We start from the raw sequence: 15820 nt of genomic DNA, 5'->3' as shown, positions 1-15820 counted from the left end.
GCAGCAGGTCGGCCGACCTGCCGCACACCCGACGACGTCCGACCTAGGAGCAGTGCGTGGCCAGCAAGCGCGAGCGCGAGTACCAGCAGCGTCGGTACGAGAAGTGGCAGCAGCGCCAGGCCCAGCACGACGCCGCGCGCCGTCGCCAGCGGATCGTCGCGGGTTCGGTGGTCGGCGTCCTCGTCCTCGGGATCGGCATCGTCGCCGCGGTCCAGGCGACCGGCGACGACACGCCTGCCACCGCTTTCGCGTCGGACCCGGCGACCACCGCTCCCGCTGCCCCGACGCCGTCGGCCGCTGCGACGAACGCCGCCGCCGTCCCCGACAAGGCGCTCGCCGAGGACCGGACCTGGACCGGCGACATCTCCCTGAAGCAGGGCGACATCGGCATCTCGCTCGACGGCGCCAAGGCACCGCAGGCCGTCGCGAACTTCGTGACCCTCGCGCAGGACGGCTTCTTCGACGGCACGAACTGCCACCGCCTGACGACCACGGGCATCTACGTCCTGCAGTGCGGGTCGCCGGACGGGACGGGCACCGACGGTCCGGGCTACAGCTGGGGCCCGATCGAGAACGCCCCCGCGGACAACGTCTACCCGGCCGGCACCATCGCCATGGCGCGCGTCGGCGGCGACGCCAGCTCCATGGGCAGCCAGTTCTTCCTTGTGTACAAGGACAGCACCATCCCGTCGGACTCGGCGGGCGGATACACCGTGTTCGGCCAGATCACGTCCGGCGAGGACGTGCTGAAGGCCATCGCCGACGCGGGCACCACCTCGGGGACCGAGACCCCGGTGCACGACGTCACCATCGAGGGAGTGAAGGTCAAGTGACACAGACCCCGGACCAGCCGACCCAGACCGACGAGGTCACGCAGGAGCCCGCGGCCGAACCCGCGGCGAGCGCGACGACCGCCGACGAGCCCGCGGCCGACGACGTCGCGGCGGACGCTCCGTCGCCCGTGGAGTCGACGCCCGACGAGGCTGGGGCCGATGCGCCGGCAACCGACGACGCTGCTGCCGACGACGCTGCGGCCGAGCCGGTCGCCGGCGATGCTGCGGCCGAGCCGGTCGCCGGCGATGCTGCGGCCGAGCCGGTCGCCGACGAGGTCGTGCCTGCCGAGGATGCTCCCGCCGAGGACGCTCCCGCCGACGAGGCCCCGGCTGCTGCCGCGCCCGCTCCCACACCGGCTCCCACACCCCGACCGGTCCCCCGCCCTCGTCCCACGGCCCCGCTGCCGCACCCACCGACGAGCGCGATCCCCGTGGTCGCGGCGTCGGGCCCCGTCCCCCCGCCCGCGGACGCGGCCGAGGCAGCCCTGGCCGCGACGTTCGGCAGCGTCGACGACGAAGGCACCGTCTCGGTGCGCGAGGCCGCCGGCGAGCGCGTGGTCGGGCAGTTCCCTGGTGCCAGCCACGAGGAGGCCCTGGGCCTGTACGTGCGCCGGTTCCTGGACCTGCAGGCCAAGGTGACGCTCTTCGAGGCCCGCCTGCAGGCCGCCGACCTCTCGGTCAAGGAGATCGACCAGACGCTGTCGCGGCTGACCACGGAGCTCGAGGAGCCGGCCGCCGTCGGAGACCTCGACGGGTTGCGCGCGCGGCTCGACGCCCTGCGGTCGGTGGCCGCGGAACGCCGGGTGGCCGCCGAGGCCGAGCGCGTCGCGGCGCGTGCGGCCGCCGTCGAGGCCCGCACGGCGATCGTCGAGCAGGCGGAGAAGATCGCGGAGACGGACCCGAGCCGCATCCAGTGGCGGCCCGCCGGCGAGCAGCTGCGGACGCTGCTCGACGAGTGGAAGGACGCTCAGCGCAACGGCCCGCGTCTCGACCGTCCCACGGAGGAGTCGCTGTGGAAGCGGTTCAGCCACGCGCGCACCACGTTCGACCGTGAACGTCGGCACTTCTTCGCCGAGCTCGAGCAGCGCAACTCGTCGGCCAAGGCCACCAAGGAGAAGCTCGTGGTCCGCGCCGAGGCGCTGCAGACGAGCACCGACTGGGGCGCCACCGCTGGCGCGTTCCGCGACCTGATGGCCGAGTGGAAGCAGGCCGGCCGCGCCAGCCGATCGGACGACGACGCGCTGTGGGCCCGGTTCCGCGCTGCGCAGGACGCCTTCTTCGCGGCCCGCGACGCCCAGAACGCCGCCACGGACGAGGAGTACCGCGGCAACCTGGAGGTCAAGGAGGCGCTGCTCGTCGAGGCCGAGGCGCTGGTCCCGGTCAAGAACCTGGGCGCCGCCAAGCAGGCGATCCGCTCCATCCAGGACCGCTGGGAGGCCGCCGGCAAGGTCCCGCGAGGTGACATCCAGCGCGTCGAGGGACGGCTGCGGGCGGTCGAGACCGCGATCCGCGACTCAGAGCAGGCGCAGTGGACGCGCACCAACCCGGAGACGCGTGCGCGCGCCGAGGGCGCGGCGGCGCAGCTGGAGGCGGCGATCGCCGGCCTCGAGGCCGACCTCGAGGCCGCCAAGGCCAAGAAGGACGACCGCAAGATCGCGGATGCGCAGGCCGCGCTCGACGCACGCCGGGCCTGGCTCGAGCAGGTCCAGCGCGCGGCGGACGACGCCCGCTGACGGACCGCGCAGCGACGATCGCAGCCGGCGAGACCCCTCGAGGTCTCGCCGGCTGCGTCGGCTCCGGCCTGCCTCGTCCCGAGCAGCGCCCGGTTCTCCACAGGGCCACCCACGCCGTCGCTCCGTCGCGGGCATGCTGGCGGACATGCCGTCCGCACTGGCCCGCTTCCGCCCACCACCGCCCGCCGTCCCCGCTGTCGTACGTCGCGACGGGGTGCCCGCCAGCGCGTGGCACGGTCAGCTCCGCGACGGCGCCCTGCGCGTCGTGTGGGGAGACGTCGCGGCGCCGGCAGGGCTGCGGCTGACGCCCGAGGTGCGCGTCCGAGCGATCGCCGATCTCGTCCCCGACCGTGCCGTGATCGGCCGTTCGACGGCGCTGTGGGTGCACACGGGTCGGCACCGTCCAGATCGAGTCGAGGTGCTGGTTCACCGGCGCACCCGACCGGTCGCCCCGAACCCGCACCGTGTGTGCGCGGAGGCCGACCTGCCCGACGCGGACCTCTCGTGGGTGGCCGGGCTGCGAGTGACGACCGTGCAGCGCACGGGCGTGGACCTGGCGCGGTGGTTGCCCACGGACGCGGCCGTTCCGCTCGTCGCCGACCTGCTCACGTTCGGATTCGACCCCGAACTGGCCGCACGCGACCTGAGGGCCATGACCGGCGAGCGGCACGTCCGCTCAGCCCGGCGCACGCTCGCCCTCGTCAGGCGCTGAGCGATCACGACCGGGCCCGACCCAGACGTCAGACCCGGATCGACGGCTCCTCGGCGCCCTTGGCCCCGGTGATCCGGTAGACGTCGAACACGCCCTCGACCTTGCGCACAGCCGCCAGCACCGACGCCAGGTGCGACGGTTCGGCCATCTCGAAGACGAACCGCGACAGCGCCACCCGGTCGCGCGACGTCGACACGGACGCCGAGAGGATGTTGACGTGGCTGTCCGACAGCACGCGCGTGACATCCGACAGCAGCCGCGAGCGGTCGAGCGCCTCGACCTGGATCTGGACCAGGAACAGGGCCGACGACGACTGCGACCACGACACGTCGACGATCCGCTCGGGCTGCGCCCTCAGCTGCTCGACGTTGATGCAGTCGGTGCGGTGGACGCTGACGCCGGCGCCGCGCGTCACGAAGCCCATGATCTCGTCGCCCGGCACCGGGGTGCAGCACTTGGCGAGCTTGACCCAGACGTCGTCGACGCCCTTGACGACCACACCGGGGTCGCCCGTGCGGACCCGGCGACCCGACGGGCCCGGACGTGTGGCCTCGGCGAGGTCCTCCTCGCTGGCCTCCTCGCCACCCATCGAGTGCACGAGGCGCTGGACCACGGTCGACGCGGACACCTGCCCCTCGCCGACCGCCGCGTACAGCGCCGAGATGTCGGCGTAGCGCATGTCGTTGGCGAGCGCGACGAGCGACTCGTGGGACATGAGCCGTTGGATCGGCAGGTTCTGCTTGCGCATCGCCTTGGCGATCGCGTCCTTGCCGTGCTCGATCGCCTCCTCGCGGCGCTCCTTGGAGAACCACTGGCGGATCTTGTTGCGGGCGCGCGGGCTCTTGACGAAGCCCAGCCAGTCACGCGAGGGCCCGGCGGTCTCGGACTTCGACGTGAACACGTCGACGACGTCGCCGTTCTCGAGCGTCGAGTCCAGAGGCACCAGGCGCCCGTTGACGCGTGCACCCATCGTGCGGTGACCCACCTCGGTGTGGACCGCGTAGGCGAAGTCGACCGGCGTCGAACCCTGCGGCAGCGCCATCACGTCGCCCTTGGGCGTGAAGACGTACACCTCGGATCCGGCGATCTCGAACCGCAACGAGTCCAGGAACTCGGTGGGGTCGGCGGTCTCCTTCTGCCAGTCGACCAGCTGGCGCAGCCACGCCATGTCGTTGCCGGCGGTGTCGGTGGTCGCCGTGGAGCCCTGGCTCTTGGCGGTCTCCTTGTACTTCCAGTGCGCCGCGACGCCGTACTCGGCGCGACGGTGCATGTCGTGCGTGCGGATCTGGATCTCGACCGGCTTGCCGCCGGGCCCGATCACCGTGGTGTGCAGCGACTGGTAGAGGTTGAACTTCGGCATCGCGATGTAGTCCTTGAACCGGCCGGGCACCGGGTTCCATCGCGCGTGCAGCGACCCGAGCGCCGCATAGCAGTCTCGGACGGAGTCCACCAGGACGCGCACGCCCACCAGGTCGTAGATGTCCGCGAAATCGCGGCCGCGGACGATCATCTTCTGGTAGATCGAGTAGTAGTGCTTGGGCCTGCCCGTGACGGTTGCCTTGATCTTGGCGCCGCGCAGGTCCGCGCCCACCTGCTCGCGCACCACCGCGAGATACTCCTCGCGGGCCGGCGCACGCTCGGCGACCAGGTGCACGATCTCGTCGTACACCTTGGGGTAGAGCGTGGCGAACGAGAGGTCCTCGAGCTCCCACTTGATCGTGTTCATGCCCAGGCGGTGGGCCAGCGGGGCATAGATCTCGAGGGTCTCGCGGGCCTTCTTCTCGGCCGACGAGGCCGCGACGAACTTCCACGTCCGCGCGTTGTGCAGGCGGTCGGCGAGCTTGATGACGAGGACGCGGATGTCGCGCGACATCGCGACGACCATCTTGCGGACGGTCTCGGCCTGCGCCGCGTCGCCGTAGGTGACCTTGTCCAGCTTGGTCACGCCGTCGACGAGCATCGCGACCTCGGGGCCGAACTCGCGCCGGAGCTGGTCGAGCGAGTAGTCGGTGTCCTCGACGGTGTCGTGCAGCAGCGCGGCGACGAGCGTCGACGGCGTCATGCCGAGCTCGGCCAGGATCGTCGCGACCGCGACAGGGTGCGTGATGTACGGGTCGCCACTCTTGCGCAGCTGCCCGCGATGCGCCTTCTCGGCGACGACGTACGCCTGCTCCACCACGGCCAGGTCGGCCTTGGGGTGGTTGGTCCGGGCCGCCTGGAGCACGGGTTCGAGCGCCGGGAAGGCTGGCCCGCTGCGGCCGCCGAGCCGGGACAGGCGCGCGCGCACGCTGCGGGCGCTCGTGCCGTCCGTCACGGCTACCTGGGAGCCGGTCCGCGTCGCGTCGACGTCGTCGGTCAAGCCTTGCCCCTCACGCTCGGTGGCTCCCTCGCGCGATGACCGGCGGGGGAACCGATCGCACGAGTCTACGCACGCCGGGACGCGCTGCCGCCCGCCGTCCGGGTCAGGGCACGCGGACGAGCGCCCGCACGTCGTGCCCGACGAGCTGCGCGCGACCGCCCAGCGCCTCGATCTCGACGAGGAACGCGACCGCCGCCACCTGCGCACCGCACCGCTCGAGCAGCCGGACCGTGGCCGCGGCCGTCCCGCCGGTGGCGAGCACGTCGTCGATGACGAGGACCCGGGATCCGGCGGGAACGGTCGAGGGGTGGAGCTCGATGGTCGCGTCGCCGTACTCGAGCGAGTAGCTCTCCGACGCCGACGGCCCCGGCAGCTTGCCCGCCTTGCGGACCGGGATCAGGCCCGCCCCCAGCCGCACCGCGACCGGCGCCGCCAGCAGGAAGCCGCGGGCCTCCATGCCGGCCACGAGGTCCACCGGCCCGTCGACGAGCGCCGCCAGCGCGTCGCACGTCTGGGCGAACGCGTCCGCGTCCGCCAGGAGCGGCGTGATGTCGCGGAACAGGACTCCGGGCTCCGGGAAGTCCGGGACCAGTCGCACCAGCTCGTCGACGCGCCGGCCGGCAGCCTCGAGGTCGGGGACCGTCATCGCGTCGGCTTGCGCTTCCTGGGCTGGGCGCCCTGGCCCTGGTGCGCACCCGGGCGCAGCTGACCGGCCGAGTGCACGCTCGGCACGAGCGCACCCTCCTGACCGGCCGAGCCGGCGGCACGCGCGGCCAGCACCTTGAGGGTGTGGTCGCGGATCGCCGGCTCCCGCTCGCGCAGCGCGACCTCCATGGGCGTGGCCAGGAAGATCGAGGAGAACGTGCCGATCAGCATGCCGACGAACAGCGCGAGCGCGATGTCACGCAGCGTGCCGGCTCCCAGGATCACCGCGCCCACGAAGAGAATCGCCGCGACGGGCAGGAGCGCCACGACCGAGGTGTTGATCGACCGCACCAGGGTCTGGTTGACCGCGAGATTGGCCTTCTCGGCGTAGGTGAACCGGCTCTGGTCGAGCGTGTCCGCGGTGTTCTCGCGCACCTTGTCGAACACGACGACCGTGTCGTAGATCGAGTACCCGAGGATCGTCAGGAAGCCGATCACGGTCGCCGGGGTCACCTCCCAGCCGACCGCGGCGTAGACGCCGACCGTGATGAGCAGGTCGTGGAACAGCGCCACGAGACCCGAGATCGCCATCCGCCAGTTACGGAAGTAGATCGTCATGACGACCGTGACGAAGATCAGGAACACGACGATGCCCGTGATGGCCTTGCGCGTGATGTCCTTGCCCCACGACGGGCCGATGAACGAGCTCGTGACATGGTCGTCCGTCACGTCGTACGCGGAGATGAGGGCGTTCTTGACGTCCTCGACCTCGTCGTTGGTGAGCTCGGCGGTCTGGATCCGCAGCGAGTTGCTGCCGAGCTTGGTGACCTCGGGCGACTCTTCCGGTGCGATCGACTTCACGGTGTCGATGGCGAGCTGCTGGTCGCTCGTGTCGATGCCCGAGACGATGAACTGCGAGCCGCCCTTGAACTCGATGCCGGGGTTGAGGCCCGGCTTGAAGAGCAGGATCGCGGAGAGAGCCACGAGCGTCAACGAGATCGTGAACCAGATCCGGCGTCGCCCGACGATGTCGTACGAGCGACGGCCCGTGTAGAGGTCGTTGCCCCACTGGGAGAACCCGGCCATCAGTGCTCACTCCCGTCGGGACGCCCGGAGGCGTCCTCGTCGTCATCCGTCGTGGGTGCCTGCTCGGCGGCCGCCGCCTTCTGCGCCGCGCGCCGCTCGGCGATCGTCATGCCCGAGGTGCCCGCCGTGCCCCCCACCGTGGCGGGTACCCGCTGCACGGGTGCGTCCGCGTCAGCCTCATCAGCGGCGTCCGCCTCCGGGGTGGTCCGCGCGCCGGACTCGACGCGGCCGCGACCGACGTACCTCGTGCCCGGGACGCCCAGCCGGCGCGGGTCGAGACCCGACGCGCGGTGACCCTCGGCAAAGAACTTGGTGCGTGCCAGCAGCTCCATGACCGGGTGCGTGAACATGAACACCACGAGGATGTCGACGAGCGTCGTCAGACCGAGCGTGAAGGCGAAGCCTCGCACGCCGCCGACGGCGAGCACGTAGAGCACGATGGCGGCCAGGAAGTTGACCGCGTCGGACGCCAGGATCGTGCGCTTGGCACGGTCCCACCCGCGCTCGACCGCCGACCCGAGGGTCCGGCCGTCGCGCAGCTCGTCGCGGATGCGCTCGAAGTACACGATGAACGAGTCCGCCGTGATACCGATGGCGACGATCAGACCGGCGACACCGGGCAGCGACAGGCGGTAGCCCTGGAACCAGGACAGGAACGTGATCAGGCCGTAGGTGAAGATCGCGGCCACGACGAGCGAGCCGACCGTCACGAACCCGAGCGCGCGGTACTGGAACAGCGAGTAGATGACGACCAGGATCAGGCCGATGATGCCGGCGAGGATGCCCTTCTGGAGCTGGTCGGAGCCCAGGGTCGCGGAGATCTGCTCCTCGCTCTGGACGTCGAACGTCATGGGCAGCGAGCCGAAGTTCAGCTGCTGGGCCAGCGTCGCCGCGCTCTGCCGCGTGAACGACCCGGAGATCTGCGCCTGACCGTTGGGGATCGTCTCGTTGACCGACGGCGCGGAGATCACGAGGCCGTCCAGGACGATCCCGAACTGATTCAGCGGGGTCGTCTCCGTGGACAGCCTCTCGGTGACGTCGGCGAACTCCTTGGCGCCCTTCGAGTCGAACTTGAGGTTGACGACCCACTCGCTGCCGACGCCGCCGCCGGGCAGCACGTTGTTGCCCGAGCTCGCGTTGTCGATGCGGTCCCCGTCGACCTCGACCGGACCGAGGATGTACTTCGCGACCCCCACCACCTGGTCGCCCACGGTCTGCGACTCGCACGTCACGAACGCCTTGTCGGGATCGCCGTTGACGCCGCCCTTGAGGTTCGCGGGGTCCGTGCAGTCGAGCTTGTCGTACTTCGCCTGGACGGCGGGCGTCACGTAGTACGCGGCATCGCTCGCGTTGTCCGGCTTCGCCTTGGTCGACGTCGCCGCCGGGCTGGGCTCGGCGCTGGCCGCGGCCGTCGGGGCAGCGGACGCCGAGGCGGTCGGCGCCGGCGTGGCGGCGGCGGTCGCACCGTCGGTCGGGGCTGCCGTGGCCTCTGCGGTGGGCGACGCGGACGGGTCGTCGGTCGTCGTGGGCGACGGGTCACCCTGCGCGAGGACGGGGCGGAACTCCATCTGCGCCGAGGTGCGCACGAGCTTGAGCGTCTCCTCGCTCGGCTTGCCCGGCAGGCCGACGACGATCGTCGCGCCGCTGCCGCTGCCCTGGCTCGTGATCTCCGCCTCGGAGACGCCCGAGGCGTCGACGCGGTTGCGGATGACGTCGATCGCCTGGTCGATCTGGCCCGAGGTGGGAGTCTCGGACGAGACCGGCTTGAGCACGATCTGGGTCCCCCCCTCGAGGTCGAGGGCGAGCTTGGGCGTCCAGCTGCCGTCCGAGAACTGGACGGAGGCGGCGATCGCGCCGTAGAGCACGACAACGAGCCCGGCGAGCACCAGCAGGGTGCGGACAGGCCTGCTTCGGCGTGTGGGAGGGGCCAACGGAGTTCTTCTCTCGTGCGCGCACCGGCTGCCTGGGCGACCGGTGGGGTCCGGGCCGGCGGGATGTCGTCCCGCCGGCCGCTGTCGGTTACTTGGTGTCGGGGTCTTCCTTGGCGCCGTCCGTGGCGGCACCGTCCTTGTCGGCGACGGTCACGTCGTCGACGTCGCTGGCGTCACGGTCCGGGCGGGACTCGTCGGCGGCCTGCGCGGTAGCGGGAGCGTCCTTGCGCAGCGAGGGCATCGACGACAGGTCGTCCGGCACCTCGATGGGGTCCTCGTCGGACTCGTCGGCCCACTCCTGGTCGGGCTCGTCGACGACGGGCTCGATCTTCTTGGCGATCGCGGCGCGGATCCAGCGCGTGCGGCCGCCGCCCGGCTCGGACTCGAGCGTGATGGCTTCGTCGTCGACCGCGACGACCGTGCCGAACAGGCCGGACCCGGTCATGACCTCGTCGCCCGGCTCGAGCGTGTTGCGGAACTCCTGCTGCGCCTTCTGCTGCTTGCGCGTGCGACGCGACATGAGCCAGAAGGCCGCCACCGCGATGACGAGGATGAGCAGGAACGACGAGCTGCCGCCACCGCCGCCGCCAGAGGCAGCAGCGATCACTTCGGCGTGGTGGGTCACGAGATGTCCTTCGGGTCGGGCGTTGTCGGCCGCAGTCTAGGCGCAGCGGCCCGCCGCTCCAACGCGCGACCACCGGCAGTGGTTCCCCGACGTCATCGAGCGGGCACCCGACCGTAACGTACGGCGCAGGCAGAACGAAGAACGGGTCGACGGGCGGACGCGGTGCCTGACCGTCGAACCTGGCGGATCAGCCGAACAGCGCGCCCGGGTCCCGCGGCGGCTGCAGCCCGAGGTGGGCCCAGGCAGGCGGCAGGGCGATCCGGCCGCGCGGGGTCCGTCCGACGAAACCCTCGCGGAACAGGAAGGGCTCGGCGACGGTCTCCACGGTCTCGGGCTCCTCGCCCACGGCGACCGCGAGCGTCGTCAGTCCCACCGGTCCTCCGCCGAACCGGGAGCACAGCGCACCGAGCACCGCACGGTCCAGCCGGTCGAGCCCGCGTTCGTCGACCTCGTACACCGCCAGGGCAGCGCGTGCCGCGGCCAGCCCGAGCGTCCCGTCGCCGCGGACCTCGGCCCAGTCCCGCACGCGGCGCAGCAGCCGGTTGGCGATGCGCGGGGTGCCGCGCGAGCGGGAGGCGACCTCGGCCGCCGCGTCGTGCGCGAGCGGGACGCCGAGCAGCCCCGCCGACCGGATCAGGACGCGCTCGAGCTCGTCGGTGTCGTAGAAGTCGAGGTGACCTGTGAACCCGAACCGGTCACGCAGCGGCGCCGGCAGCAGTCCGGCACGCGTCGTCGCGCCGACCACCGTGAACGGCGGCAGGGCGAGCGGGATCGCGCTGGCCCCGGCACCCTTGCCGACCACGACGTCGACGCGGAAGTCTTCCATCGCTACGTAGAGCAGCTCCTCCGCCGGACGGGCCAGGCGGTGGATCTCGTCGATGAAGAGCACCTCGCCCTCCTCGAGCGAGGACAGGACAGCCGCCAGGTCGCCGGCGTGCTGGATCGCCGGACCGCTCGTCACACGCAACGAGACACCGAGCTCGGCGGCGATGATCATCGCGAGGGTCGTCTTGCCCAGGCCCGGCGGGCCGGAGAGCAGCACGTGGTCGGGGGCCCTGCCCCGGTTGCGCGCCGCCTCGAGCACCAGCGAGAGCTGCTCGCGCACCACCCGCTGGCCGACGAACTCGTCCAGACGCCGCGGGCGCAGCGCGGCCTCGGCCGCCCGCTCCACGTCGTCCGCGCCCGACCGGACCAGCGAGTCCGCATCGATGCGCTCGGTGACGAGCTCGTCGTCAGCCACGTCCGCCGCCCAGCGTCCGCAGCGCGGCGCGCAGCACGCCCGCCACCTCGTCGGCACCGACGGGCCCCTCGACCCCGTCCAGCACCCCGGTCACCGCGTCGTCGGCGACCTTCGCGCTCCAGCCGAGCCCGACGAGAGCCTCGACCACCTGGTCGCGGCGGTCCCCCGCGGCCGCGGAGGCCGGCGCACCGGCGGCGACCGGGACCGGCGCCCCGATCCGGTCCTTGAGCTCGAGGACGATGCGCTGCGCGCCCTTGCGGCCGATGCCGGGCACTCGCTCGAGCGCCTTGAGGTCCTCGTCCACGACCGCACGGCGCAGCCCGTCGGGCGTGTGCACGGCCAGCATGGCGAGCGCGAGCCGGGGGCCGACGCCGCTGACGGTCTGGACGACCTCGAACACCTCGCGCTCGTCGTCGTCGGCGAACCCGAACAGCGTCAGCGAGTCCTCCCGCACCACGAGCGACGTGTGCAGCGTCGCGGACGCCCCCACCCGCAGCCCGGCGAGCGTCGCGGGCGTGGCCTGCACGAGCATCCCGACGCCCCCGACCTCGACCACCGCCGCATCGAGCCGGACCGCTCGCACCGTGCCGCTGACCGACGCGATCACGCGGGCCTCCTTCGTCCGTCCTCACCAACGCACCTGGTCGACGCGTCGCTGTCATGCTGCCACATGTCCGAACATCTGTACGAGCGACACGCACCGGTGCTCAGCCGCGCGCGCGGGAGGCCTGTTCCGCCGCAGCCCACGCGCGCTGCGCAGCCGTCATCGAACCCGGCGCCCGCTGCGGCGAGCCGAGCGAGCCGGCGGGTCGCCACAGGTGGCAGATCGCCAGGGCGAGCGCGTCGGCGGCGTCCGCGGGCTTGGGGAGCGCATCGAGTGCGAGGAGGCGCGCAACCATCGTCTGCACCTGCGCCTTGTCCGCGCGACCGTTGCCCGTGACTGCTGCCTTGACCTCCGACGGCGTGTGCAGCGCGACGGGGATGCGCCGGCGCGCGGCGGCGACCATCGCGAGCCCGGCGACCTGCGCGGTGCCCATGACCGTGCGGACGTTGTGCTGGGCGAAGACCCGCTCGACGGCCACCGCGTCCGGCGCGTACGTGTCCATCCACTCCTCGAGCTGGCGCTCGATCAGCAGGAGTCGCTGGTCGACCTCGAGGCCCGGGTCCGAGCGCGCCACCCCGACGGACACGAGCGCAGCGCGGCGCCCCGGGAGCGCGTCGACGACGCCCAACCCGCACCGGGTCAGGCCGGGGTCCACTCCGAGCACACGCACGCCGACACTGTCGCAGGCCGACCGCGGCGAGCGGGCCCGCACACGCCGCGAGCCCGCGATCCGACGAGGATCACGGGCTCGTGCGCGCGATGGGGTCAGTCGTCCTCGAGCTCCGCCATGACCTCGTCGGACGCGTCGAAGTTCGCGTAGACGTTCTGCACGTCGTCGGAGTCCTCGAGCGCGTCGATGAGGCGCAGGATCTTGCGGGCGCCCTCGGCGTCGACCTCGATCTGCGTCGCGGGCCAGAAGACGACGTCCGCGGAGTCGTACTCGATGCCGGCCTCCTGCAGCGCCGTGCGCACGGGGACCAGGTCCGTGGCCTCGGACAGGACCTCGAAGGCCTCGCCGATGTCGTTGACCTCCTCGCCGCCGGCCTCGAGCACCGCCTCCATCACGGCGTCCTCGTCGGTCCCCTCCTTGGGAACGATGACGACGCCCTTGCGGGAGAACAGGTAGGACACCGAACCGGGGTCGGCCATCTGGCCACCGTTGCGCGTGAAGGCGACGCGCACGTCGGACGCGGCCCGGTTCCGGTTGTCGGTCAGGCACTCGACCAGGACGGCGATGCCGCCGGCGCCGTAGCCCTCGTACATGATCGTCGTGTAGTCCGCGCCGCCGGCCTCCTGGCCGGAGCCGCGCTTGACCGCACGGTTGATGTTGTCGATGGGCACCGAGCTCTTCTTGGCCTTCTGGACCGCGTCGAACAACGTGGGGTTGCCCGCGAGGTCACCGCCGCCGGTGCGCGCGGCCACCTCGATGTTCTTGATCAGCTTGGCGAAGAGCTTGCTCCGCTTCGCGTCGACGACGGCCTTCTTGTGCTTGGTGGTGGCCCACTTGGAGTGACCCGACATCGCTTGGCAGCCCCTAGCTCTCGCGGACGATCTCGACGAACAGACGGTGCACCCGGGTGTCGCCCGTGACCTCCGGATGGAAGGACGACGCGAGCAAGGGACCCTGGCGGACCGCAACGATCCTACCGGCGGCCGGCCCGCCCTCGACCCGGCCGACCACGGAAGCGGCAGGACCGACCTCCTCGACCCACGGCGCGCGGATGAAGACGGCGTGCAGCGGACCCTCGACCCCGTCCACGGACAGGTCGGACTCGAAGGAGTCCACCTGCCGTCCGAACGCGTTGCGTCGCACGGTCACGTCGATGCCGCCGAGCGTCTGCTGCCCCTCGATCCCACCGATCACCCGGTCCGCCAGCAGGATCATGCCGGCGCACGAGCCGTAGGCGGGCATCCCGGCGCGCAGCCGCTGCCGGACCGGCTCGAACAGCTCGAAGGCGCGCAGGAGCTTGTCGATCGTCGTGGACTCGCCACCCGGGATGACCAGCGCGTCGACCGCGTCGAGCTCCGAGGTGCGGCGCACCGGGACGGCGCGCGCGCCCACGTTCTCGAGCGCGTGGACGTGCTCACGCACGTCCCCTTGCAGGGCCAGGACTCCGACGGTTGTCTGCACCCGCACATCGTAGGGACCGCGCCGCGCCGTCCCCACGTCGCGTCCCGTGCCGGTCGTCACACCCGGATGCTCGAGTCGTACGCTCGTCCAGTGACCGACCGACTGACCTCGGAGGCGGCGGCGCTCGACGCGTCGCACGCCGCCACCGACAGGCGCGACCGCTTCCTGCTCCCCGACGGCGTCGTCTACCTCGACGGCAACTCGCTCGGGGCGCTCCCCCGCCACGTCCCGGACGCGGTCGCGGACGTCGTGACGAACCAGTGGGGCCGCGACCTGGTCGAGTCGTGGAACACGCACGGCTGGTGGCAGGCACCCGCGGCGGTGGGCGACCGGGTCGGCCGGATCGTCGGTGCGGCGCCCGGCCAGGTCGTCGTCGGCGACTCCACCAGCGTGCGCCTGCACCAGAGCCTGCACGCGGCCGCGGCGCTGCGCCCCGACCGGCACGTCGTCCTGACGGATCCCGACTCGTTCCCGACCGACCTGTACGTGCTCGCGGGGGTCGCGTCGCAGGTGGGCTGGGCCGTGGAGAAGGTCGTGCCCGACAAGATGGCCAAGCGCCTGGCGACGTCCGACGACGTGGCCGCCGTGCTGGTCTCGCACGTCGACTACCGCACCGGCCGGCTGTGGGACCTGCCGGCGATCACGGCGGCGGCGCACGACGCCGGCGCCCTGGTCGTCTGGGACCTGTGCCACTCGGCGGGCGCCGTCCCGGTCGGGCTCGACGAGCACCGCGTGGACCTCGCCGTCGGGTGCACCTACAAGTTCCTCAACGGCGGACCGGGCGCGCCCGCCTACGGCTACGTCGCGTACCGCCACCAGGCGGCCGCGCCCAACGTGCTGGCGGGCTGGCACGGGCACGCGCAGCCGTTCGCGATGGAGCGCGACTACCGACCGGCGCCCGGCATCGAGCGCATGCGCACCGGCACCGCACCGATGCTGTCGCTGCTTGCCCTCGACGCCGCGCTGGACGTCTTCGACGACGTGGAGGTCGCGTCCGTGCGAGCACGCTCGCTCTCGTTGACCCGGTTCCTGCGCGTGTGCCTCGAGGAGCTCGTCCCCGACGTCGATGTCGTCTCGCCGAGCAAGGACGAACGACGTGGTTCGCAGGTGGCGGTCCGGCACGAGGCCGCCTACGGGGTGGTGCGCGCGATGGCGGGGCGCGGCGTGGTCGGCGACTTCCGGACCCCGGACGTCGTCCGGCTGGGCGTCGCGGCCCCCTACCTGACGCACGCGGACATGCTCACCGCAGCGCGGGCCTACGCGGACGTGCTCGCCTCGGGCGAGCACCTCGACGCCGGCTGGTCACAGCGCTCGACGGTGACGTAGCGCTACTCGACGGCGAGGCCCAGGTGCCGCGTCACGCCGTCCCAGCGCGGCAGCAGGTTCGCGACGAGCGCGGCGAGGCCCTCGGGGAACACCTCGAGCTGCACGGCCGCGAGGTCCGGCAGCGTCCACCAGCGCAGCTCGTCCAGCACGTCCCGCTCGAGCGACGTCCAGCCCGCCTGGTCGCCGGCGAACGCGCCGGCGCCGACGCGCGCCAGGAAGATGACCTCGTCCTGGCGGCAGTGCTCGGCCCAGAAGTCGAAGATGGCCGACCGCGTGAAGACCGGCCCGACGAGCTCGTCGGGCACCAGCGCGATGCCCGTCTCCTCGCGGACCTCCCGCACGGCCGCGGACCGCTCGTCCTCGCCGTCGTCCAGACCGCCCCCGACCGTGAACCACCAGCTGCGCTCGGGCTGGTCGCGGTCGTGCCCGCGCACCAGCAGCACGCGGTCGTCCTCGTCGAGCAGGATCACGCGTGCGGCCCGACGGAACAGCACGCCGTCGTCCCCGCGCACCCACTCCGGGCCGAGGCCCGGTCCGGGTGCCGCAGGGACGTCCGGCGTGCTGGAGTCCGTCACGTCGACGTCAGGAGGCTGAC

General features: G+C 72.3%; 15 protein-coding genes. 4 read left to right on the top strand and 11 right to left on the bottom strand.

Annotated elements, in window-relative coordinates; genetic code table 11:
• Window positions 1–56 precede the first annotated feature (56 nt).
• The 3 genes from IC607_RS07020 (at window position 57) to IC607_RS07010 (ending at window position 3278) form a co-directional block, all read left to right on the top strand.
• The gene (locus IC607_RS07020) at window positions 57–833 is read left to right on the top strand and encodes a peptidylprolyl isomerase (protein WP_191786439.1); all 777 of its coding nucleotides are present in this window, start codon (window positions 57–59) and stop codon (window positions 831–833) included.
• Entirely contained in the window at window positions 830–2566 is a 1737-nt protein-coding gene (locus IC607_RS07015; RefSeq protein ID WP_191786437.1) for a DUF349 domain-containing protein, read from the top strand. The genes IC607_RS07020 and IC607_RS07015 overlap by 4 nt, the downstream gene beginning before the upstream one ends.
• A gap of 145 nt (window positions 2567–2711) precedes the next feature.
• A complete protein-coding gene (locus IC607_RS07010) occupies window positions 2712–3278 on the top strand; it encodes a hypothetical protein (RefSeq protein WP_191786435.1) in 567 nt (188 codons plus the stop codon).
• A gap of 28 nt (window positions 3279–3306) precedes the next feature.
• Here the strand turns inward: IC607_RS07010 and IC607_RS07005 are convergent, their stop codons facing one another.
• From IC607_RS07005 to pdxT, 10 genes are all read right to left on the bottom strand, one after another.
• On the bottom strand, window positions 3307–5637 hold the full coding sequence (locus IC607_RS07005) for a bifunctional (p)ppGpp synthetase/guanosine-3',5'-bis(diphosphate) 3'-pyrophosphohydrolase (protein WP_191786433.1): 2331 nt from the start codon (window positions 5635–5637) through the stop codon (window positions 3307–3309).
• 103 nt (window positions 5638–5740) lie between these two features.
• Window positions 5741–6283 carry an adenine phosphoribosyltransferase gene (locus IC607_RS07000; RefSeq protein ID WP_191786432.1) on the bottom strand — a complete coding sequence of 181 codons (543 nt, stop codon included), beginning with the start codon at window positions 6281–6283 and terminating at the stop codon, window positions 5741–5743.
• On the bottom strand, window positions 6280–7371 hold the full coding sequence (secF, locus tag IC607_RS06995; RefSeq protein ID WP_191787047.1) for a protein translocase subunit SecF: 1092 nt from the start codon (window positions 7369–7371) through the stop codon (window positions 6280–6282). Before secF ends, IC607_RS07000 begins: the two co-directional genes overlap by 4 nt.
• On the bottom strand, window positions 7368–9299 hold the full coding sequence (gene secD / locus IC607_RS06990; protein WP_191786430.1) for a protein translocase subunit SecD: 1932 nt from the start codon (window positions 9297–9299) through the stop codon (window positions 7368–7370). Before secD ends, secF begins: the two co-directional genes overlap by 4 nt.
• Window positions 9300–9387: 88 nt before the next feature.
• Window positions 9388–9924 (bottom strand): preprotein translocase subunit YajC, encoded by a 537-nt coding sequence (yajC, locus tag IC607_RS06985; protein ID WP_370526062.1) that lies wholly within the window; start codon window positions 9922–9924, stop codon window positions 9388–9390.
• A 187-nt stretch (window positions 9925–10111) separates the two neighbouring features.
• Window positions 10112–11164: a Holliday junction branch migration DNA helicase RuvB gene (ruvB, locus tag IC607_RS06980; RefSeq protein ID WP_191786428.1), complete on the bottom strand. Its 1053-nt coding sequence runs from the start codon at window positions 11162–11164 to the stop codon at window positions 10112–10114.
• Window positions 11157–11771 carry a Holliday junction branch migration protein RuvA gene (gene ruvA, locus IC607_RS06975; protein ID WP_191786426.1) on the bottom strand — a complete coding sequence of 205 codons (615 nt, stop codon included), beginning with the start codon at window positions 11769–11771 and terminating at the stop codon, window positions 11157–11159. Before ruvA ends, ruvB begins: the two co-directional genes overlap by 8 nt.
• 100 nt (window positions 11772–11871) lie before the next feature.
• Complete coding sequence (ruvC, locus tag IC607_RS06970; protein ID WP_191786424.1) at window positions 11872–12438, bottom strand: crossover junction endodeoxyribonuclease RuvC; 567 nt, start codon at window positions 12436–12438, stop codon at window positions 11872–11874.
• Window positions 12439–12533: 95 nt separating this feature from the next.
• Window positions 12534–13289: a YebC/PmpR family DNA-binding transcriptional regulator gene (locus IC607_RS06965; RefSeq protein WP_191786422.1), complete on the bottom strand. Its 756-nt coding sequence runs from the start codon at window positions 13287–13289 to the stop codon at window positions 12534–12536.
• Between the two features lie 13 nt (window positions 13290–13302).
• Entirely contained in the window at window positions 13303–13899 is a 597-nt protein-coding gene (gene pdxT / locus IC607_RS06960; protein WP_191786420.1) for a pyridoxal 5'-phosphate synthase glutaminase subunit PdxT, read from the bottom strand.
• Window positions 13900–13989: 90 nt separating this feature from the next.
• Between pdxT and kynU the strand changes: the two genes are divergently transcribed.
• Window positions 13990–15225, top strand: coding sequence for a kynureninase (kynU, locus tag IC607_RS06955; protein ID WP_370526061.1), 1236 nt, complete (start codon window positions 13990–13992; stop codon window positions 15223–15225).
• Between the two features lie 2 nt (window positions 15226–15227).
• Here kynU and IC607_RS06950 read toward each other — a convergent pair whose 3' ends face one another.
• Complete coding sequence (locus tag IC607_RS06950) at window positions 15228–15800, bottom strand: NUDIX domain-containing protein (protein ID WP_191786416.1); 573 nt, start codon at window positions 15798–15800, stop codon at window positions 15228–15230.
• Window positions 15801–15820 lie beyond the last annotated feature (20 nt).

The organism is Cellulomonas sp. JH27-2 (assembly GCF_014837175.1).
In the GTDB taxonomy this organism is placed as follows: domain Bacteria; phylum Actinomycetota; class Actinomycetes; order Actinomycetales; family Cellulomonadaceae; genus Cellulomonas.
Note: the sequence above shows the minus strand (reverse complement) of the source record. Positions and strands in the feature narration are given on the sequence as shown.